We start from the raw sequence: 20,158 nt of genomic DNA, 5'->3' as shown, positions 1-20,158 counted from the left end.
ATAAAAATCAAATTTATTTCTACCCCATCATCCCCTCAAACCTCTCCCAAAATCCGTCTTTAGGTACCGGCGCGGTTATCAGTATCGGTTCTTTTTTTATGGGATGGATAAACTGTAGCCTTCTTGCATGCAGGCAGATGCTTTTGCGCAGGCTGCCGCGGGGATAGCCGTATTTATTATCGCCAACTATAGGTGTGCCTAAAGTTGATAGCTGTACCCTGATCTGGTGGGGGCGGCCGGTTATTGGGTCAACTTCTATTAAATAGTAACCGTCCAGTTCGCCAGCTAGTTTGTAGTTTAGTTCAGATCGCAGACTGCCTGGTACTTCGCGGTCATGGGCTTTGGTTACGTTCTTCTGTGGGTTCTTCACAAGGTAATGCACCAGTGTGCCTGCTTCAGGATAGGGGCGTTTGCGCAATACAGCATAATAGGTTTTATGCATCTCGCGGGCCTTAAACATTTTGTTGATCCTATCTAAAGCTTTGCTGGTTTTGGCAAATAAGATGACGCCGCTAACAGGCCTGTCCAAACGGTGTACCACACCTAAGAAAGCGCCATTGGGCTTATCGTATTTTTTGGCGATATACTTCTTTACCTTTTCGTCCAGCGATTCATCGCCTGTATCATCAACCTGTACAATATCGCCGGCACGTTTATTTATGGCAATAAGGTGATTGTCCTCATAAAGAACATCCTTATCGGTAATATCATAGCTGGTATAATGAAATTCAGGTCGTGCCATAGTGTTTAGTCGATAGTCTATGGTCCATAGTCCATAGTTGTTTTTGCCATGGTCTATTGACTATCGACCATGGGCTGCAACCTAATATTGCTCCGTCTCGCTCGGGAATTCCTTTGCCTTTATGTCGCTTACATAGTTTTTGATCGCGCCGTTCATTACCTCACTCAAGTTGGCGTACTGGCGCAGAAAGCGGGGCTTAAAGCCCTTGTTGATGCCCAGCATATCGTGGATCACCAATACCTGCCCATCACAATGGCGACCTGCGCCTATGCCGATGGTAGGGATGAACAAGCTCTCGGACACCTCTTTTGCCAGCTGTGCCGGGATCTTCTCTAACACTACGCCAAAGCAGCCCAGTTCCTGTAGCTTCAGCGCGTCTTCTCTTAGCTTTTGTGCTTCGGCTTCTTCTTTGGCGCGTACGGTGTAGGTGCCAAATTTATAGATAGACTGCGGCGTTAAACCCAAATGCCCCATAACCGGGATGCCGGCTGTAAGGATGCGGCTTACCGACTCAGCTATCTCAATACCGCCTTCTATCTTTACCGCGTGTGCGCCGGATTCCTTCATGATGCGGATGGCCGAACTTAGCGCCTCTTTCGAGTTGCCCTGGTAGGTGCCAAAAGGCAGGTCGACCACGATCAGCGCGCGCTTTGCTGCGCGTACAACTGCCGAAGCATGGTAGATCATTTGGTCAAGCGTGATTGGCAGCGTGGTTTCGTGGCCCGCCATCACATTTGATGCCGAGTCGCCTACCAGTATAATGTCCATCCCGGCAGCGTCAACAATGGTAGCCATCGAGTAATCGTAGGCGGTAAGCATGGCAATCTTTTCGCCATGGCTTTTCATCTCCTGCAGGGTGCGGGTGGTAATTCTTTTAACTTCTTTATGAACAGACATAGTCAGATCTGATTTATCAGTAAGGCAAAGGTAGTATTTTTGATTTCGAATTTCGGATGTTCGATTTCGGATTTGATCTCTCGTAGATTAAAGGCCGGCTATTACCGGTATACAAGCTTTAGCCGGTAGTAATTTTTGCAATTTTTCCGGTATCCCCGGTTTTGCCGGTAGTAAAAAAGGGCATTTATCGGGTATCGGTACTTTTGCCGGTAGTAATTTTTATCGTTTATCGGGTGTCCGGTGTTATGCCGGTAGTAGAATTTCTGTGTAAATAATTGTTTATCAGATATTTGATGATTTTGTGGGTAGGGTTATCCCCATTTCGCTTTTGTACGGCAAAAGCACTTGGTATGGAAAAAAATAAACTGATCTGTGAAGGAACGACTATAACAAAAATACGAAAAATTGAGCGGATTTTAATTTCGAATTTCGAATGTTCAATTTCGGATTTATAATTTCAAATACTATATTCAACGCTATTATAAGCATTAATAACAATGAATAGATTTCAAGACGAAAATTTGGGAGTTAGCTTTTTTGAACATGAAATCTTTGTTAAATGTCCAAAATGTGAAAAGCGAGCTACAATAGTTAAAGAAGATCCTTCCTCGTATTTTTCCAAAAGGGTGTTAAAATGTCCGAATTGTTTTTATTCACAGGTAGGAAGGCATCAAACATTTAAAGTTGAATTAAAATGTCATTGCTCGCATTGTGCTGCAGAAATAAATGTGAGTATGAAAAAAGTAAATGAAAAGAAAGATAGTATTGCTGTAAGATGTTTACAGTGTGGTAATACTGATAGCTATAAACCGAAGAATATACCAATAGAGTGGTTCTACAAAGAAATAGTTGAAGGAAAGCCAACTGAAAGATATTTTGGCTTACCACTGTGGTTGTCAGAAGGATTTAGAGGAGAAAGTTTTTGGGCATATAATTACGAGCACTTAGCATATTTAAAAAAATATATTTCTGCCGATTTAAGGGAAAGAAATGACCGTACACATTGGACTTTGGTCGAAAAATTACCTAATTGGATTAAAGCAGGAAAAAACCGTGAGAAGCTTGTGAAGCTTATCACAGAGATTGAAAAGAGATAGCATCAAAAAATCCGAAATCGAACTTCCGAAATCCGAAATATTTTTCTACTTTTGCACCCGTGAACCAGGGAGTTTCTTACTTCATTTTTCCAGTCCAGTTTTACGGCGCATCGCACCAGACCAGCCGCAATTTTCACCATTCAATTTTTTTAAACAAATGACTTATTTCACCAAATTACCGGCGGTTTTATTGTTAGAGGACGGGACAGTTTTTCATGGCAAAGCTGCCGGAAAGATCGGTACCACCACCGGCGAAATATGTTTCAATACCGGGATGACCGGCTACCAGGAAATTTTTACAGATCCGTCATACTTCGGGCAGATCATGGTGGCAACCAACGCGCATATTGGCAACTATGGTATAGCCGATGCCGAGGTAGAGTCGGGCAATATCCAGATAGCCGGCCTGGTTTGTAAAAACTACAACATTACTTACAGCCGTAAACAGGCTAACGAGTCGATCCAGGATTATTTCCAGGAACAAAATATTGTAGGTATTTCTGATATCGATACCCGTCAATTGGTGCGCCATATCCGCGATAAAGGAGCTATGAACGCCATCATATCATCAGAGATATTGGATCTTGAAGAACTGAAAGCTAAACTGGCAGAAGTACCATCAATGGACGGACTGGAATTATCATCAAAGGTAACTACAAAAGAGACCTATACTTTTGGCGAAGAGGGCGCACCTTATCGTATAGCAGTATTAGATCTGGGTGTTAAAAAGAACATCCTGCGTAATTTTGATGACAGGGGCGTACATGGTAAAGTTTATCCTGCCAAAACCACCTTTGCCGAAATGGAAAAAGATTTTGCGCCTAACGGTTACTTTATCTCAAACGGCCCCGGCGATCCTGCTGCCATGCCGTACGCGGTTGAAACTGTAAAAGAGATCTTAGCTGCCGATAAGCCGATGTTCGGTATTTGCTTAGGCCACCAGTTACTGGCTTTGGCAAATGATATCCCAACTAAAAAAATGTTTAACGGCCACCGCGGACTGAACCACCCGGTAAAAAATATCATCATCAACCATTGCGAGGTTACCTCGCAAAACCATGGTTTTGGTGTAGTACCAGAGGCGGTACGGGCATCAGAAAAAGTAGAGATCACCCACGTAAACCTGAACGACCAATCGATAGAAGGTATCCGTGTAAAAGATAAAAAAGCATTCTCGGTACAATACCACCCCGAATCATCTCCCGGCCCGCATGACAGCCGTTATCTGTTTGATGATTTTATTAAGCTGATGCAATAAAAATAGTTAAAGAGTTTCAAAGCCCTGCAAAGTAAATTTGCGGGGCTTTTTGTTATCTTTATTTGCCTGAACCGTTTAGCATGAGATATTTATATTTTTTGTTGCCTTTAATTCTTGTCGCCCAAATAAACTATGCGCAAAGCCATGCCGATAAAAAATTTATCCGGTTTGTAATTGGTAAGGAACATATCTTGTATACTGAAAAGGTAGGTTCATACTGGATAGATCAGATCAAAGAAACCATAAACCAGGATACCTTATACAGATATGATGGGTTTAGATATTACAGAAGCAAATTGAAAGATAGTGATTGGTTTATTTTGACGCAGTCGGAAAAGGTCTTTATCAATAATGAACTTGATAAAATGAAGGATTTTTCATGGAAAGATAATGTCGTAAAAAGATCATTCGCCGTAAGTAAAGCAAGGACAGAAAAGTATAAAAAGGAACACAACGGGCAATCTTTTTATGACCTGAAAGATTTTGACGATAGAATTTACGCCTTTACTAAACCGATTTTTATAAGAAACAATACGGTTTGTTTCTTTTACCTTGAATCGGGCAAGAGTCCCGGAGGGCAGTTAAGGATATATGTAAGACCAGGAAAGAAATGGTTGCTTAAATATACTCCGTTATTGTGGGTAAGCTAATGTATATGATTAATGTTCGCTACAATAAATATTTAACCACTTAGTTTAATGGTTATATTTGTTTACCAATCTAAATCCTAAATGAAAACCTTTATCACGTTCCTGGCCTTGTCATTTACTGTAGCGGCTAATGGCCAAAAAATACTTAAAACAGATTCTGTTTACCTTACCGGTAAGGTAGGTAAGTTTGAAGCTTACAAAGAAAAAGCCTCCTCTTTGAGAATTGTTGTTAATGACCTTGCATTTGGCAAACAGCAAACTTATTTAGCCGACATTAATCCTGACGGAACTTACAAGCTTTCATTTTTAAAGACAAGTGCCCAGGATGTAATGCTGCTGTATAATAACCAGCTTGAGCTTTTTTTAGTTGAACCCGGCAGCCACATGCAAATAAATTTTGATGCCGATAATCTTGAAGCTATGACGTTTGATGGTGACGGTGCAAATTCTAACCGGGAAGCCCGTGCCTATCAGCATGCAAAAGAAAACGATGTTACACTGGGCTACGGTGGTGAAAAGTATAAGCGTTATGAAATCATGGAGAAATCTGAAAAAGATAATGACCCGTTTACACACAAAAAGTTTTTGGCCGACCGTTATGCTAAAGAAAGTATTTTTCTTGCCAATTATTTGAAGCAACACCGTATGAGCGCGGTTGCAAAACGCTGGTTAACTGTCGATTTAAAATATGAGTATTTAAACAACTTGCTGCGTTACTTATGGTTGCATCCATACCGTAATGAAACAAATGAAAATAATTTTAAAGTGCCCGATAGCTATTTTGATTTTATTAAGCAGGCAGATCTTGAAGATATACAAGGGCCAATTTCATCAAATTACGGCGCTTATGTATATGAATACGGCAGGTATATCACGCGCAAAAACTTGGGTGTGTCATATGTGATTGATAAACAAATAGATCTGTTTTTAAAAGAACCTTCGGGCTTAGAAAGAGATATCGTATTAAGTAATGTGTTGTATAACCTTACACAGTCTGGTGCTCTTGATGTTGTTAAAGCTTATTTGGATAAATACAAAGCAGCAGTAGTGCAACCGCAGTTTAAAACCAATATTGTAAAAGTTTATAATGACCGGGTATACCTGCTAAACAACTTAAAATTGCCGGCCGCGGCGCAAATAAACATCGTGCCTAAAACTGCCGCCGATAGTGTATTTAATAAGATACTGGCTAAATATACCGGTAAGGTTGTTTATGTTGATTTTTGGGCAACCTGGTGCGGCCCCTGCCGTGGTGAAATGCCAAATTCAAAAGTGCTGCACAAATCATTAGCCGGTAAGGATGTGGTTTTTCTTTACCTGGGTGTGCAATGTGAAGAAAAAACGTGGAAAGCCGCAATCGCAGAAATGGGTATTGAAGGAGAACATTTTTTGCTTAGTAACAATGATTTCAATGCTATATCTGCCAAATTCCAAATCAATGGGATACCGCGATATTTGCTGATTGATAGGCAAGGCCGTGTGTTTGACCCCAATGCTAAACGCCCGGGCGACGACACTTTAAAATCAGACATAGAGAAATTGCTGGCGGCTAAATAGGTTATTTTAGCACTTGTAATTTCAATCCTGATCTTGGCAGCTCTTTTGCATATAGTTGTAGAAGCGCGATACTTAGCGCCTCTTACACGAATTTAAATTACATCGCCATGAAAAAAGGAGACACCGTACACTGGAACTGGGGAGCCCACGAGGCCGAGGGCAAGATCACCAAAGAACATACCCATACCACCGAGAAAACCATTAAAGGGACAAAAGTAAAACGCAAGGCCAGCAAGGACGAACCGGCTTATGAAATTAAGCAGGAGTCGGGTGCTACGGTTTTAAAATCTGAAAGTGAGTTAAAGAGAGGGAAGAAGTAACAATTGCACCGTGTCTGAAGGGTCTGTTTTGATGTTACTTTTTGTTTTTAAGCGAAGCAATATCTCCCAGATCTTTTGCTCGTCCGGTTGTTTCTTTATTCTTAATAAAGTCGCTTATGTTGATAAAGTTGATGTTTAACCCATCTGCCTCTCCGGTTATTTTGTTTAAATAGGCTTCATTAAATTCAACCCCTGAAATAGTATTTAAAATATCGATCCGCAATGGCGGATAGCCTAATTGAGTAACGTAGTTTTCTTTCAAAAAGTCAGATGCGCTAAGTCCAAGCGAGCCAAATCCAAACTCATCTAGCACCGCCACCAGTTTATTTGCATTCTCATCACTAGGTTTTACCCATATATCCAAGTCGCCTGTATGGCGTGGCCGGCCATGAAAAGCAAGCGCGTGCGCACCTATCACCATATATTCTACAGCGTGCTTATTTAAGAGTTCAATAAAATCTATAAAGTCGGGTTCGAACATATTATTTGTCTTCGATGAACAATTTTTTCCATTTTATCAGGAAAAGATCCATCGGCCCATGTAAAATAATTCTGTCTTAAACGAAAAACTTCAGCCAGCCTTTCAGCAGCGGTTCTGCTCATCCAAAAGTTAACATCCAAATTATCTTCGTCATCCATTTTTACTTGAGTGACTACCATTTGAATTTTCCTTTTAACACTCATTTTTTTCTGGGTCTATTATAACGGGCTTTACTCAAAAATACTAAAAAAGCATCATTTTATGAAATTTTACCTGCGTAAATGAAGGGATGATCTCATGTTTTACAACAACGCTTGTTTTACGCAACTCATCCACCCGCCACCCTCATTTACCGACAATATCCCCCGCTTTACCTAATAACCCTGTGTGATTTTTGATTTTACAGGCACATTTGTACTGTAAATCATAACAAGATCATGACAACATTATTAACAGTGCCTACCTTGCTTATTATCACCAAATTTATTGCGCACGCGGTTGCGGCTTTGCACCTGGTAGGTCATTTGGTAAAATAATAACAGCTACTTATGTTATTACGGATTACTGTAATATTACAGTGATCCGTTAAAAAAATCATTGATAATCCAATTTTCTACAGCATTTTTGCGCCATGGCAAAAAAATCCATAATTACAGTAAAAAACCTGGTAAAAAACTACGGTGATTTCAACGCGGTAAAGGGCATCAGCTTTGAGGTTTATGAAGGCGAGATCTTCGGCCTGCTTGGCCCTAACGGCGCCGGTAAAACCACCACGCTCGAGATCATTGAAACCCTGCGCGAAAAAACATCAGGCGAAATAACTGTTGATGGCTTCAATATTGATACTGATGCCGGTAGCATAAAAAAACGCATCGGTGTACAATTACAAGCGGCGGGTTATTACCCTAACCTGAATCTTTCAGAACTGATTGAGCTTTTCTCGGGACTTTATGGCATACAGCGCAGTCCGCTTGAAATGCTGAAGAAGGTTGCGCTAACCGATAAGGCCAAAGCTAAATACAAAGAACTGTCAGGCGGCCAGAAACAACGGTTCTCTATAGCCACCACGTTGATCAATAATCCGCGCATTGTTTTCCTGGACGAACCTACAACAGGCCTCGACCCGCAGGCACGCCGTAATTTATGGGACCTGATCCGCGAGATCCGCGACCAGGGAACCACCGTAGTGATAACCACCCACTACATGGACGAGGCCGAAGTACTTTGTGACCGCGTTGCCTTTGTTGATGGCGGTAACATTATAGGTGTGGATACGCCGGATAATTTTATTGATAAACTGGTAGCATCAGGCTTTGAGCGGCCTAAAGAAGTAAAGCTGGCCAGCCTTGAAGATGTATTTATTAACATGACAGGTAAGGAGTGGCGGGCGGAGTGAGTCGGCAGTTTTTAGTCGGCAGTTGGCAGCCGTGCAAGGCGTTGCCAAATTAGCAGTACGATACTAATGAACAAATGAACTATTGAACCAATGAACCAAGAATACAGTAACTTTAAAGCCACGCTGGCTATAGCTAAAGCAAGTTTCCGTTCCATAGTGCGCAGCCCGTCGTCGGTGGTGTTTACGCTGCTTTTTCCGTTGATATTTATTTTGGTGTTTGGCTTTATCAGCGGTGGCGGGGTGATATCTGTTGATGTCGGTGTTGCCAAAACCAATGATACGCTTAACCCGGTTTACCAGGCGCTGAAAAAGGTGAGCATTGTAAAGCTTATACATGATCAAACGCCTGAACAAATGCAGTCCAACCTGCAAAAAGGCACTATTGATGCCATTATCAATATTCAGAAAAATACCGTCGCGCCATATTTTACAGCTAACATTGAGTACAGCAAGGCTTCGGGCGAAAAGGAGAATATTTTAAGGTCTGCACTGAATAATATATTTTACGAGATCAACGCGCATATCCCTAATGGCCCGCCGCCGGTGGCCGAAATAAAAGAAACAACCATATCAGGCCGCGAGTATAAAACCATTGACTTTATTTTACCGGGCCAGCTTGGGTTCGCGTTGTTAAGTACCGGTGTATTTGGTACCGCCTTTGTGTTTTTAAGCCTGCGGATAACATTGGTTATCAAACGCTTTTTTGCAACGCCGGTTAAACGTTACAGCATTGTAATAGGCGAGGCCATAGCCAGGATCTCTTTCGCGCTGATCGGCGCTTTGTTTATCATACTGATAGGTAAGTTTGCTTTTGGTTTTACGCTGGTGCATGGGGCCGTCACGGTGCTCAATATGCTGCTGCTGTCTCTCATCGGGGTGGTCGTGTTTATGGGCTTCGGTTTCGTAGTGTCGGGCATCGCCAAAAATGAAAGTACCGTACCGCCGATTGCTAACATGATCACCCTGCCGCAATTTTTATTGTCAGGTACGTTTTTCTCTATCAATGTTTTCCCGGCTTGGTTGCAGCCCATCAGCAGGGCGTTGCCACTCACTTATTTAAATGATGCCTTGCGCAAAGTAGCCTTTGAGGGTGCAAGTTTAATGGATGTATCGCACCAGGTACTGGTAATGTTAATCTGGGGAGTGGTAATTTATACCGTCGCAGTTAAAACTTTTAAGTGGGAGTAGTGATTGCCAACAAAAAAGTGCATAAATTTTAGGACAATCTTTTTTTTTGTTAATATCGTAAGTTGATTAAACCCTTTACGATTTTAACCTGATTAATGAGATCCGGCGCAGTTAAGATAGCGGTAATTTACACCATATCAGGCCTTTTATGGATCATTTTGAGCGATAAGCTGCTTGACTTGATGAAAGGGTCTATGGATGCTTCTTTTGTGTTGTTTTTAAGCAGTATAAAAGGTTTCTTTTATGTGCTGGTGACCGGTATTATACTCTACAAACTCATCCTGAAACATGATAGCCGCTTAGAAGAAAGCGAAAAACAATACCGCAGCTATTTTGAAGCTAACCCTTCGCCCATGTGGATCTATAACCGCCGCACCTTGAATTTTACTGCGGTTAACAATGCGGCAGTTGCCAAATACGGCTATACGCCCGAAGAGTTTTTTAACATGACCGTTTTAGACATCCGCCCCAAAAGCGATGTAGCCGTGGTACACACGGCCATAAAAAACCTGACGAATGCGTATAACGACTCGGGCGTTTGGACGCACCTTAAAAAAGACGGCACCGCCATCCGTGTGAGGATCACATCGCACGGCATCACCTCCGGCAAAGAACAATTGATCATGGTTATGGCTACCGATGTTACCGGTACCGATATGGATTCCGAGTAAATTATTTTGGCAGGTGCTAAATTAAATTTATGTTAATATTAAACAATTTTGCCACTTATTTAATGGAAATTGTATCTTTGAAAAACTAAAAGTTTTGGGTGTACTATTTACACTAAGATACATAACCGAATAAATCGACGAAAAAATGAGTTTAATAATTGACGTTCACGCCCGCCAGATCCTTGATTCGCGCGGAAACCCTACTATTGAAGTAGATGTATTAACCGAAAATGGCTTCTTAGGCCGCGCTGCAGTACCATCAGGTGCATCAACAGGTATCCATGAGGCAGTTGAGTTGCGTGACAATGACAAGGCCGTTTACATGGGCAAAGGCGTTTTAAAAGCCGTTGAGAACGTTAACGACATTATAGCTAAAGAATTACAGGGTGTTGATGTGTTTGATCAAAACAGCATTGACCAGATCATGATAGACCTTGATGGTACGCCAAACAAAGGTAAATTAGGTGCTAACGCCATATTAGGTGTATCGCTTGCTGCTGCTAAAGCTGCCGCGCAAGAGAGCCGCCAGCCTTTATACCGTTACATTGGCGGTGTAAACGCTAATACATTGCCTATCCCGATGATGAACATTGTTAACGGTGGTTCACACTCTGATGCGCCTATCGCGTTCCAGGAGTTTATGATCATGCCGGTTGGCGCGTCATCTTTCTCTGAAGCATTGCGTTGGGGAACTGAAGTATTCCATAACCTTAAAAAGATCTTACATGACCGCGGTTTATCTACAGCAGTAGGTGACGAAGGTGGTTTTGCACCAACTTTTGAAGGTACCGAAGATGGTGTTGAAACCATTTTAAAAGCCATTGAAAAAGCAGGTTACAAACCGGGTGTTGACATTTGCCTTGCGTTTGATTGCGCGGCATCTGAGTTTTACAAAGACGGTAAATACGATTATACTAAATTTGAAGGCGATAAAGGCGCTATCCGCACCAGCGAACAACAAGCTGATTATTTAGCTGAACTAGCTGCAAAATACCCGATCATCTCTATCGAAGACGGTATGGCCGAAGACGATTGGGCCGGCTGGAAAATTTTAACCGAAAAAATTGGCGATAAAGTACAATTAGTAGGTGATGATTTGTTTGTAACCAACGTATTGCGCTTACAACAAGGTATTGATAACGATACTGCGAACTCAATCCTGGTAAAAGTTAATCAAATTGGTTCATTAACAGAAACCATCAACGCGGTTAGCCTGGCGCAAACTAGCAGCTATACATCAGTAATGAGCCACCGCTCAGGTGAAACTGAAGACGCTACCATTGCCGACTTAGCAGTAGCTTTAAACTGCGGCCAGATCAAAACCGGTTCGGCTTCACGTTCAGACAGGATCGCTAAATACAATCAGTTATTGCGTATTGAAGAAGAATTAGGCGCTAACGCTAAATTTATAGGTAAAGCGTTTAAATATTACAAAAAATAGGCTGAAAGGCAAAAGCTAAAAGGTTAAAGGCTCTGATTTTATCAGGGCCTTTTTTGTTCACCACCTTGCGCTCGTTTGCAACGAGTGCTTAATATGTTTTAGCATCTGCGATGCGGTTGACGAGATGCAATCTCAAAACCAGCTTAAGCACTCGTTGCAAACGAGCGCAAGTAATAGAAGTAATAAGAGGGTGGTTAAAAAAAAGCCCTCTTTCCCGCTTGCGGAAGAGAGGGCAGGTCCAGCGAAGCGCAGATTGGGTGAGTCCCCGCGCGACCGAAATAACTAACCAATTTTTATCCACCATTTAGACCAAATAAAAAACCGTATCTTTGTACCAATAAATACCCGTTAGCTTTACGGTTTTGATCACCGACAACTCTTCAGATCCGCTATGCAATCGCGTTAGCACATAATTATAAGATACAATACATGTCATTTGAAAATTTAAAATTAATTGAGCCGATCCTCAGGGCTTTAAAAACAGAGGGATATACTACACCCACGCCCATACAAGAACAAGCCATACCCATTGTACTGCAACGCCGCGACCTTTTAGGCTGCGCGCAAACCGGTACGGGTAAAACGGCTGCTTTCTCTATACCCATTTTACAGCTGCTTTACCAGGACAGGCTGCAGCATAAAGAACAAAAAACCATCAAGGCGCTGATACTTACCCCAACGCGCGAACTGGCCATACAAATAAACGAGAGCCTTGCCGCTTACGGCAGGCATACCGGTTTAAAACATTTGGTGATATATGGTGGCGTGTCGCAAAATCCGCAGGTTGATGCTTTGCGCCGTGGTGTTGATATTTTGGTTGCCACACCGGGCCGCTTGCTTGACCTGATGAACCAGCGCTTTGTTCACCTTGACCAGATAAAAATGCTGGTATTGGATGAGGCCGACCGTATGCTGGACATGGGTTTTGTAAACGATGTTAAAAAGGTAATTGCCAAGGTGCCTGCAAAAAGGCAGACGCTGTTCTTTTCGGCCACTATGCCTAAAGAAATTCAGCATCTGGCAGATTCTATCCTTACTAATCCTGAAAAGGTAGAGGTTACCCCGGTATCGTCAACTGCCGATACGATTCAGCAGGAGCTGTACTATGTTGAGAAGAACGACAAGCGTTCATTACTGGCACATATCTTAAAAGATAAAGAAATTAAAACTGCGCTGGTATTTACCCGTACCAAACATGGCGCCGATAAGGTGGTAAAGGACCTGCATAAGTTAAATATTACGGCCGAGGCTATCCACGGCAATAAATCGCAGAACGCGCGCCAGCGGGCTTTAACCAACTTTAAAAACCGTACCACACGTGTTTTAATCGCCACCGATATTGCAGCCCGCGGTATCGATATTGACGAACTGACCCACGTAATTAATTACGAGATCCCTAATATCCCCGAAACCTATGTACACCGCATTGGCCGTACCGGCAGGGCGGGGGCAAGCGGTATAGCATTTACTTTTTGCGATGCCGAAGAGATAGATTTTTTAAAGGATATCCATAAGCTGATAGGCAAGGACATCCCGGTTAATGATGCTCACCCATATGTGATGAGTCCGCAAAGCATTGTGGCTAAACATGCCGCAAGCCAGGACAAACCAAAAGGCAAAGGCGGCGGACAAAAAAGAGGCCGCGGCTTTGGCCGTGCCGACAGGCCCAAACGCCCGGGGGGCGGTGGCGGCAATAACCGTTCGGCCGAAGGTAACCTTAGTGGCGGGAAACGCAGATAATTAGGCAAACCATAGCGATGGGTTTTAAACCCATCGCTATAAAACCTAATCTCTAATCACTAATTAACTAATCTCTGCAAATCTGTTAACAAGTTAATAAGCATATTTGCATCAGTTAAATTTTTTAAATAGCTTTAAATAAAATTACGTGTTCAACAATATGCAACGGTTGGTAGACCTTTTCAGAAATAAATTTTTCCTGGTAACGGTGGCTTTTGTGGTATGGATGACTTTTTTTGATAAAAATGATCTGTTGTCGCAATACCAGTACCACCAGGAAGTAAGCAATTTGAAACAGGAACGCGATTTTTATAAAGAGCAAACCACAAAGGTTGCCAAGGACCTTGACGAGCTTACCACCAATCCGCAAAAGCTTGAAAAATTTGCTCGCGAAAAATACCTCATGCGTAAAGATAATGAGGATGTTTTTGTGATTGTAAAAGAGAAGAAGGACTAAGCCTACAGTTTTTCTGTCGTAAACTATACCACGTGTTGTTGTAGCGCAACTTGTCGCTTTGTAGCGCTCAATTGCCGCTAAGGCTGTTACTTTTGGCTTGATCCAAAAGTAACCAAAAAATCAAGTCAGGCCGATCGCTGCCATCAGCCGAGGGCCAGACTCCCGGCCGCGCGCCCTGACCGGCCTTTGCGCTTTTTTTTTTGAATTTTGTACAGATACAAATTATTGCTCATAACCGAAATGTCAGCAAAAAAGCTTCGGATGAGGGAAGGTAAAACAATGGTGGCCTTGTGCGTAGGAACGGGCATTCGCAGGTTTTGCTGAAACATGGGATTTGTGGGTGCGACAGCGGGGCAAAAGAGGCGCGGCCCGAGGTTTTACCTGGACTGCCGGGCAAAAGCCGTGAGCGCAAAGAAGCCTCTTTGCTGACTTGATTTATTCACCTATTGTTTGTTTTTGAGGTGTTCATGAGGTCGCTACGCTTAGTTTTTGTTACTTTTTGATCAAGCAAAAAGTAAAAGCCATCCGCGGCCAAGAGCGGACATGCTAACAATATCACTATGATAATACACTAAATCAGCAATGTTTTAAATCATCCCTCCAAATTTCTACATTTGAACCATGAGTATCAGGGTTGCAGGTTTAACAAAAATTTATGGCGAACAAAAGGCGGTTGATAACATCAGCTTTGAGACCGGGCCGGGTGTGCTTGGCTTTTTAGGCCCAAACGGCGCGGGCAAATCAACCACCATGAAGATCCTCACCTGCTTTATTCCGCAAACCAGTGGCACGGCCGAAGTATGCGGTTTTAACGTAAGCACCCAGCCACTTGAGGTTAAACGCAACATAGGCTATCTGCCCGAAAGCAATGCGCTGTACACAGATATGTATGTTAAGGAATCGCTGGCATTTGTAGCAGGTATCCACCAGATTCATGAGCCGGAAAAACGCATTGCCGATATTATTGAGCAAACAGGACTCGGCCCCGAGCAACACAAAAAGATAAGTCAGCTATCAAAAGGCTATAAACAACGCATCGGCCTGGCGCAGGCGATCCTGCATGACCCGCAGGTATTGATATTGGACGAACCCACTTCGGGCCTCGATCCAAACCAGCTGATCGGCATACGGCAGTTAATACTCGACTTGGGTAAAACAAAAACCATTATCTTATCTACACACATCATGCAGGAAGTGGAAGCGGTTTGCGACCACGTCATTATCATCAACAAAGGAAAAATTGTAACAAACGATACGCCCGAAAATCTAAAGCGTAAAAATAATGTAAACACATTAGAAGAAATGTTTGTAAAATTAACGTACAGATAGTATGATTTAAATAATGTTTTTACATTTGTTTAAACAATTCACAATTTTTAAACCTTAAATTCAGTTTGTTATGAAAAAATTCTTGTTAGCAGTAGCATTAATTGCTGGTGTCTCAGTAAGCAGTTTTGCGCAGAAAAAATCAGATGATGGTGGTAAATTTAGTATTGGTGTTGAAGCCGGCCTCCCTGTTGGTGATGCTTCAGATGCTTACAACTTTGTTATTGGCGGTTCATTAAAATATGCCCAGCCTATAGCAGATGCGACCGCATTCACTATCTCGGCTGGTTATTCATCTTTTATGGGTAAATCAGTATCATTTGGTGGTGTAAGCGTAAAAGTTCCTAACGCCGGTTTTGTTCCGGTAAAAGCAGGTATCAAGTACAATTTTGCCGAGTCGTTTTATGGCGAAGCTCAATTAGGCGCTGCCTTTGGTACACAAAGCGGTGGTGGTACTGCTTTTGTTTATGCGCCGGGCATTGGTTATGATTTTGGCGGTGGTGTTGATCTTGGCGTTCGTTATGAAGGCTGGTCGCACAATGGTACAGTTAGCCAAATTGCAGCACGCTTAGCGTACAGTTTCTAAAATTTAAACATTTAATTATTACAAGGGCTTCCGGTAAACCGGGAGCCTTTTTTATTTACTACGTTTTTATAAATTGCACTCAAAATTTTAATCTTTTACCAAATGAAAAAAACGTTATTCTTATTAATAGTATTGCTTGGTATAACTATAAACAGTTTTGCGCAAAAGGCCGACGGCGGCAAGTTCAGCATCGGTGTTGACGCGGGTTTACCTGTTGGCGACTTACGCAACATAGCAACCTTTGTAATAGGCGGCTCATTAAAATATGAACACCCAATATGCAATAAGTTATGGGTAACTGTTTCGGGCGGATATACTTATATCCCCTACAAAAATGATGTTCTGATATCAAGCTTAGGGTATGTACAAACTAATTCGGGCGAAGGCTTTATACCTTTAAAAGCCGGCTTAAAATACTTTTTTAATGATGTAATTTATGGCGAGGCGCAGGCCGGGTCGGCAATAGCGGCGCAAAGCGGTGGTGTTACAAAATTTGCTTACGCCCCGGGTGTCGGCGTTAGGTTTAGTAAAGATGCGGATATCGGCCTCCGTTACGAAGGTTGGGCACAAAGTGGTGTTACCTTTAGCCAAATAGCCTTAAGAATTGCTTATGTTTTTTAAAATAACTCAATAGGTTGTAGCCACGGCATTAGCAAATAATATTGTAATTTCGGCGTTCAAGGTTTCGTAGTGTATCATATCCTCAAAAAAGAAATAACGGCTTACCTCAGCTCATTAGTAGCTTACGTTACTATCGGCGTATTTTTGCTGGCATTGGGCTTGTTTTTATGGGTCTTCCCCGATTCATCTATTTTAGATTATGGCTATGCCGGGTTAGACAGCCTTTTCAGCACCGCGCCTTACCTGTTCATGTTCCTGATCCCGGCCATCACCATGCGGTCATTAGCCGAGGAACGCAATGCGGGTACTTTTGAGTTTTTACTTACCCGCCCCTTAACCAACCTGCAAATAGTTTTAGGCAAATATTTTGCCGCTGTATTGCTGGTGCTTTTCGCGTTAGTGCCTACACTTATTTATTACTATTCGGTTTATGTACTGGGTACGCCGCAGGGTAATATCGATAGCGGGGCGGTTATCGGCTCATACATAGGTTTGTTTTTACTGGGTGCCGCGTTTACGGCTATCGGACTGTTCGCGTCGGCCATTACTAAAAATCAGATCATTGCTTTTACCGTCGCTATTTTTCTTTGTTTCTTTTTTTACAGCGGATTTGATTCGCTAAGTGGATTACTTTCGCTGCAGAGCCTTGGCGTGCAGTCGCTGGGTATTAATGAACACTACCAATCCATCAGCCGTGGCGTTTTAGATACCCGCGACCTGGCTTATTTTGTTTTGCTTACAGCGGTGTTTTTATGGCTAACGCTCTTCGCGCTTTTAAAACAACAGCAAAAAGGTATCGATAAAAAAATCACCGTTTACGCGTTGGTCATTATAGTTTGTGTAGGCGTATTTACCAATTTTGCTTTTACCCGTATCGATTTTACAAAAGAAGGCCGCTACACCATATCGCCTATCAGCCGTAAAATATTAGATAGCCTGCCTGCACCAATAAAAGTAACCGTGTATTTGCAGGGTGACCTTACCGGCGGTATGAAACGCCTGCAACGCGCAACCAACGATATGCTGAGCGATCTGCAGGCTTACAGCCACCATAAACTACAGTTTGAGTTTATAGATCCGCTTAAAGGCATAGCGCCCGAGCAGCAGGACCAAACCATTAATGATCTGCAATCGCGTGGTATCGAGCCGACAGCATTAAGTGTGAAAACGGACGATGGGGTAACGCAAAAGACCATCTTCCCGGCAGCTTTGGTATCAGCTAACGGCAAAGAAGTGCCGGTTAAATTATTGTACCAGCAAACACAAATGGGCCTTACGGCCGACGAGGTTTTAAATAATTCTATCCAAAACCTTGAATACGCTTTTACGTCGGCCATTAAAAAAGTAACCAGGGGCGGCAAGCCGCAAATAGCCTTCACCAGCGGGCATGGCGAGCTGACGGATGTGCAATTAAATGATGCCATGAAATCCCTGTCCGACGGGTTTGAAGTGGGTAGGGTTGAGCTAAAGACCATTCCGTTTGATAGCCTGATGAAGATCAAGATGGTGATAGTGCCCAAGCCCAACAAGCCTTTTACCGAAGCTGAAAAATTTAAGCTGGACCAATACCTAATGCGGGGCGGCAAGATAGTATGGACGATAGACCAGGTTAATGCCGAACTGGATAGCCTGCGCGGTCATGGCGGTGAAGAATTGGCTTTCCCCAAACAGTTGAATTTGGATGATCAGCTATTTGTTTATGGCATCCGCATTAATTATGACCTGATAGCTGATATCAGCGCGGCGCAGATCCCCATCAGTACGGGTAACATTGGCGGACAGGCGCAGATACAGATGGTGCCCTGGCTGTTTTACCCCATATTTATGCCATTGGCTAAACATCCTATAGTGAAAAACCTTGATGGCATTGCCGGGCAGTTTGTAAGCACTATTGATATACTGGATACCCGTAATGTTGACAAAACGGTATTGCTGGCATCATCGCCTTATAATAAAAAATTAAAAGCCCCGCACTTGTTGTCGCTGCAAGCCATTGAGCAGGAGCCTGACCCCAAAGCTTTCCAAAGCGAGCCGAAGGTTACAGCGGTTTTACTGGAGGGAAAATTCATGTCTGATTTTAAAAACCGCCCGGTACCTGATAGCGTTGGCCAGGCGGTAACGATAAAGAACGAAAGCCAGCCAACAAAAATGATTGTAATAAGCGATGGCGATGTATTTAAGAACCAGGTAGCTGCCGATGGCTCGCCGTATCCCTTGGGTTATGACCATTATACCCGCCAAAACTTTGGCAATAAAAACCTGCTGCTTAACATTGCCGACTACATGACCGACGACTCGGGCCTGATATCGCTGCGTAATAAAGAGATCAAATTGCGCCTGCTTAACCGTGCCCGTGTACGTAATGAAAAATTATATTGGCAGATTATAAATACAACGCTGCCCTTGCTATTAGTGTTAATATTTGCTATTTTTCAACATTATACACGCAAGCGAAAGTATGCTCATTAAATTTTATACTTTTGAATAATTAACACCAAATTTATATATGAGATTCATAGTTTCTACATCAACATTACTTAAGCAATTGCAGTCTGTAAGCGGTGCATTGAGCAACAGTACCGTATTGCCTATACTGGAAAACTTTTTGTTTGAGATAAAAGATGGAAACTTAACCATTTCTGCTACCGATCTGCAAACCAGCATGACCACCTCTTTAACTGTTGAAGCTAAAGAAAGCGGCAGAATTGCTATCCCGTCACGGATCTTGTTAGATACTTTAAAATCATTGCCTGAGCAGCCGGTGGCTTTCTCTGTTGATGATGCCACGTTTGCCATTGAGATAAATGCAGGCGACGGAAAATATAAATTAAGCGGCGAAAACGGCGAGGATTTCCCGAAGATCCCTACTGTTGAAAATGCTTCGTCTGTTAACCTGCCTGCATCTGTTTTGGCGGAGGCTATTAACAAAACCATATTCGCGGTAAGTAATGACGAACTGCGCCCGGCCATGACAGGCGTTTATTGCCAATTGTCAAGCCAGTACCTAACCTTTGTAGCTACCGATGCACATAAGCTGGTACGCTACCGCAGGTTAGATGCCAAGGCCGATTCGACCACATCATTCATATTACCAAAAAAGGCTTTGACACTGCTTAAATCTGCTTTACCTACGGATGATGTTAATGTATCGGTAGAGTATAACAGCACCAGCGCGTTTTTTAAATTTAACAACATTAACCTGGTATGCCGCTTAATTGATGAGCGTTACCCGGATTATGAAGCGGTTATCCCGTTAAATAACCCTAATAAATTAAGCATTGACCGCTTGGCATTTTTAGGCTCGTTAAGCCGTGTTGCTATTTACGCTAACAAAACCACGCACCAGGTAAGATTAAAAATTACCGGTAGCGAATTGCATATCTCATCAGAAGATATTGATTTTGCTAACGAGGCACATGAGCGTTTAGGTTGCCAGTACGAAGGTGAGGATATGGAGATAGGCTTTAACGCCCGTTTCCTGATTGAAATGCTGAAGAACTTAAGCGGCGAAGAGGTATCCTTAGAGATGTCGACCCCTAACCGCGCGGGCTTATTATTGCCACAAGGCGGCGACGAAAATGAAGACGTTTTGATGCTGGTAATGCCGGTAATGCTTAACAGCTACGCATAATTTTGATCATATATTAAAAAGCTTATACCTTTAGTCCGGCTTAACAACCGGACTTTTTTGTTAACCCTGATAACAAAACCGACAATAAGCAGTTATATA

Annotated in this window: 19 protein-coding genes; 16 read left to right on the top strand and 3 right to left on the bottom strand. The window is 42.7% G+C overall.

Annotated features, from left to right (window positions below; genetic code table 11):
• Nucleotides 1-19 precede the first annotated feature (19 nt).
• Nucleotides 20-742 (bottom strand): RluA family pseudouridine synthase, encoded by a 723-nt coding sequence (locus FO440_RS00455; protein WP_144246269.1) that lies wholly within the window; start codon nucleotides 740-742, stop codon nucleotides 20-22.
• An 81-nt stretch (nucleotides 743-823) separates the two neighbouring features.
• Nucleotides 824-1,639 carry a 3-methyl-2-oxobutanoate hydroxymethyltransferase gene (gene panB, locus FO440_RS00450; RefSeq protein ID WP_144246268.1) on the bottom strand — a complete coding sequence of 272 codons (816 nt, stop codon included), beginning with the start codon at nucleotides 1,637-1,639 and terminating at the stop codon, nucleotides 824-826.
• Between the two features lie 497 nt (nucleotides 1,640-2,136).
• Here panB and FO440_RS00445 point away from each other — a divergent pair, with 497 nt between their 5' ends.
• The 5 genes from FO440_RS00445 to FO440_RS00425 all read left to right on the top strand — a co-directional run bounded on the left by FO440_RS00445 (nucleotide 2,137) and on the right by FO440_RS00425 (nucleotide 6,521).
• Nucleotides 2,137-2,736, top strand: a complete 600-nt coding sequence (locus tag FO440_RS00445; protein ID WP_144246267.1) for a hypothetical protein — start codon at nucleotides 2,137-2,139, stop codon at nucleotides 2,734-2,736.
• 157 nt (nucleotides 2,737-2,893) lie between these two features.
• Entirely contained in the window at nucleotides 2,894-3,994 is a 1,101-nt protein-coding gene (gene carA, locus FO440_RS00440; protein WP_144246266.1) for a glutamine-hydrolyzing carbamoyl-phosphate synthase small subunit, read from the top strand.
• An 80-nt stretch (nucleotides 3,995-4,074) separates the two neighbouring features.
• On the top strand, nucleotides 4,075-4,644 hold the full coding sequence (locus FO440_RS00435) for a hypothetical protein (RefSeq protein ID WP_144246265.1): 570 nt from the start codon (nucleotides 4,075-4,077) through the stop codon (nucleotides 4,642-4,644).
• 81 nt (nucleotides 4,645-4,725) lie between these two features.
• The gene (locus tag FO440_RS00430; RefSeq protein ID WP_144246264.1) at nucleotides 4,726-6,201 is read left to right on the top strand and encodes a TlpA family protein disulfide reductase; all 1,476 of its coding nucleotides are present in this window, start codon (nucleotides 4,726-4,728) and stop codon (nucleotides 6,199-6,201) included.
• Nucleotides 6,202-6,308: 107 nt separating this feature from the next.
• A complete protein-coding gene (locus FO440_RS00425; protein WP_144246263.1) occupies nucleotides 6,309-6,521 on the top strand; it encodes a hypervirulence associated TUDOR domain-containing protein in 213 nt (70 codons plus the stop codon).
• A gap of 34 nt (nucleotides 6,522-6,555) precedes the next feature.
• Here FO440_RS00425 and FO440_RS00420 read toward each other — a convergent pair whose 3' ends face one another.
• On the bottom strand, nucleotides 6,556-7,002 hold the full coding sequence (locus FO440_RS00420; RefSeq protein ID WP_144246262.1) for a nucleotidyltransferase: 447 nt from the start codon (nucleotides 7,000-7,002) through the stop codon (nucleotides 6,556-6,558).
• Nucleotides 7,003-7,633: 631 nt separating this feature from the next.
• Between FO440_RS00420 and FO440_RS00410 the strand changes: the two genes are divergently transcribed.
• The 11 genes from FO440_RS00410 (at nucleotide 7,634) to dnaN (ending at nucleotide 20,059) form a co-directional block, all read left to right on the top strand.
• Nucleotides 7,634-8,398 (top strand): ABC transporter ATP-binding protein, encoded by a 765-nt coding sequence (locus FO440_RS00410; RefSeq protein WP_144246260.1) that lies wholly within the window; start codon nucleotides 7,634-7,636, stop codon nucleotides 8,396-8,398.
• 90 nt (nucleotides 8,399-8,488) lie between these two features.
• Nucleotides 8,489-9,586 (top strand): ABC transporter permease, encoded by a 1,098-nt coding sequence (locus FO440_RS00405; RefSeq protein ID WP_144246259.1) that lies wholly within the window; start codon nucleotides 8,489-8,491, stop codon nucleotides 9,584-9,586.
• A 95-nt stretch (nucleotides 9,587-9,681) separates the two neighbouring features.
• The gene (locus tag FO440_RS00400; RefSeq protein ID WP_144246258.1) at nucleotides 9,682-10,257 is read left to right on the top strand and encodes a PAS domain S-box protein; all 576 of its coding nucleotides are present in this window, start codon (nucleotides 9,682-9,684) and stop codon (nucleotides 10,255-10,257) included.
• Nucleotides 10,258-10,402: 145 nt separating this feature from the next.
• Nucleotides 10,403-11,698, top strand: a complete 1,296-nt coding sequence (gene eno / locus FO440_RS00395) for a phosphopyruvate hydratase (RefSeq protein WP_144246257.1) — start codon at nucleotides 10,403-10,405, stop codon at nucleotides 11,696-11,698.
• Nucleotides 11,699-12,127: 429 nt separating this feature from the next.
• The gene (locus tag FO440_RS00390) at nucleotides 12,128-13,438 is read left to right on the top strand and encodes a DEAD/DEAH box helicase (protein ID WP_144246256.1); all 1,311 of its coding nucleotides are present in this window, start codon (nucleotides 12,128-12,130) and stop codon (nucleotides 13,436-13,438) included.
• A 160-nt stretch (nucleotides 13,439-13,598) separates the two neighbouring features.
• A complete protein-coding gene (locus FO440_RS00385) occupies nucleotides 13,599-13,895 on the top strand; it encodes an FtsB family cell division protein (RefSeq protein WP_144246255.1) in 297 nt (98 codons plus the stop codon).
• A gap of 621 nt (nucleotides 13,896-14,516) precedes the next feature.
• Nucleotides 14,517-15,224: an ATP-binding cassette domain-containing protein gene (locus FO440_RS00380; protein ID WP_144246254.1), complete on the top strand. Its 708-nt coding sequence runs from the start codon at nucleotides 14,517-14,519 to the stop codon at nucleotides 15,222-15,224.
• A gap of 70 nt (nucleotides 15,225-15,294) precedes the next feature.
• On the top strand, nucleotides 15,295-15,807 hold the full coding sequence (locus tag FO440_RS00375) for a hypothetical protein (protein WP_144246253.1): 513 nt from the start codon (nucleotides 15,295-15,297) through the stop codon (nucleotides 15,805-15,807).
• Between the two features lie 102 nt (nucleotides 15,808-15,909).
• Nucleotides 15,910-16,428 (top strand): outer membrane beta-barrel protein, encoded by a 519-nt coding sequence (locus FO440_RS00370; protein ID WP_144246252.1) that lies wholly within the window; start codon nucleotides 15,910-15,912, stop codon nucleotides 16,426-16,428.
• A 69-nt stretch (nucleotides 16,429-16,497) separates the two neighbouring features.
• Entirely contained in the window at nucleotides 16,498-18,897 is a 2,400-nt protein-coding gene (gldG, locus tag FO440_RS00365) for a gliding motility-associated ABC transporter substrate-binding protein GldG (protein ID WP_144246251.1), read from the top strand.
• 37 nt (nucleotides 18,898-18,934) lie between these two features.
• Complete coding sequence (gene dnaN, locus FO440_RS00360) at nucleotides 18,935-20,059, top strand: DNA polymerase III subunit beta (protein WP_144246250.1); 1,125 nt, start codon at nucleotides 18,935-18,937, stop codon at nucleotides 20,057-20,059.
• Nucleotides 20,060-20,158 lie beyond the last annotated feature (99 nt).

Source organism: Mucilaginibacter corticis, assembly GCF_007558865.1.
GTDB classification, from domain to species: Bacteria; Bacteroidota; Bacteroidia; order Sphingobacteriales; family Sphingobacteriaceae; genus Mucilaginibacter; species Mucilaginibacter corticis.
Note: the sequence above shows the minus strand (reverse complement) of the source record. Positions and strands in the feature narration are given on the sequence as shown.

Bases quoted from the DNA above. Each gene is read 5' to 3' on its own strand.
- FO440_RS00445 (WP_144246267.1), top strand. From the start codon at position 2,137: ATGAATAGATTTCAAGACGAAAATTTGGGAGTTAGCTTTTTTGAACAT.
- FO440_RS00435 (WP_144246265.1), top strand. From the start codon at position 4,075: ATGAGATATTTATATTTTTTGTTGCCTTTAATTCTTGTCGCCCAAATA.
- FO440_RS00405 (WP_144246259.1), top strand. From the start codon at position 8,489: ATGAACCAAGAATACAGTAACTTTAAAGCCACGCTGGCTATAGCTAAA.
- FO440_RS00455 (WP_144246269.1), bottom strand. From the start codon at position 742: ATGGCACGACCTGAATTTCATTATACCAGCTATGATATTACCGATAAG.
- FO440_RS00420 (WP_144246262.1), bottom strand. From the start codon at position 7,002: ATGTTCGAACCCGACTTTATAGATTTTATTGAACTCTTAAATAAGCAC.
- FO440_RS00380 (WP_144246254.1), top strand. From the start codon at position 14,517: ATGAGTATCAGGGTTGCAGGTTTAACAAAAATTTATGGCGAACAAAAG.
- FO440_RS00370 (WP_144246252.1), top strand. From the start codon at position 15,910: ATGAAAAAAACGTTATTCTTATTAATAGTATTGCTTGGTATAACTATA.
- FO440_RS00400 (WP_144246258.1), top strand. From the start codon at position 9,682: ATGAGATCCGGCGCAGTTAAGATAGCGGTAATTTACACCATATCAGGC.
- FO440_RS00410 (WP_144246260.1), top strand. From the start codon at position 7,634: ATGGCAAAAAAATCCATAATTACAGTAAAAAACCTGGTAAAAAACTAC.
- FO440_RS00375 (WP_144246253.1), top strand. From the start codon at position 15,295: ATGAAAAAATTCTTGTTAGCAGTAGCATTAATTGCTGGTGTCTCAGTA.
- panB (WP_144246268.1), bottom strand. From the start codon at position 1,639: ATGTCTGTTCATAAAGAAGTTAAAAGAATTACCACCCGCACCCTGCAG.
- FO440_RS00430 (WP_144246264.1), top strand. From the start codon at position 4,726: ATGAAAACCTTTATCACGTTCCTGGCCTTGTCATTTACTGTAGCGGCT.
- FO440_RS00425 (WP_144246263.1), top strand. From the start codon at position 6,309: ATGAAAAAAGGAGACACCGTACACTGGAACTGGGGAGCCCACGAGGCC.
- eno (WP_144246257.1), top strand. From the start codon at position 10,403: ATGAGTTTAATAATTGACGTTCACGCCCGCCAGATCCTTGATTCGCGC.
- FO440_RS00385 (WP_144246255.1), top strand. From the start codon at position 13,599: ATGCAACGGTTGGTAGACCTTTTCAGAAATAAATTTTTCCTGGTAACG.
- dnaN (WP_144246250.1), top strand. From the start codon at position 18,935: ATGAGATTCATAGTTTCTACATCAACATTACTTAAGCAATTGCAGTCT.
- carA (WP_144246266.1), top strand. From the start codon at position 2,894: ATGACTTATTTCACCAAATTACCGGCGGTTTTATTGTTAGAGGACGGG.
- FO440_RS00390 (WP_144246256.1), top strand. From the start codon at position 12,128: ATGTCATTTGAAAATTTAAAATTAATTGAGCCGATCCTCAGGGCTTTA.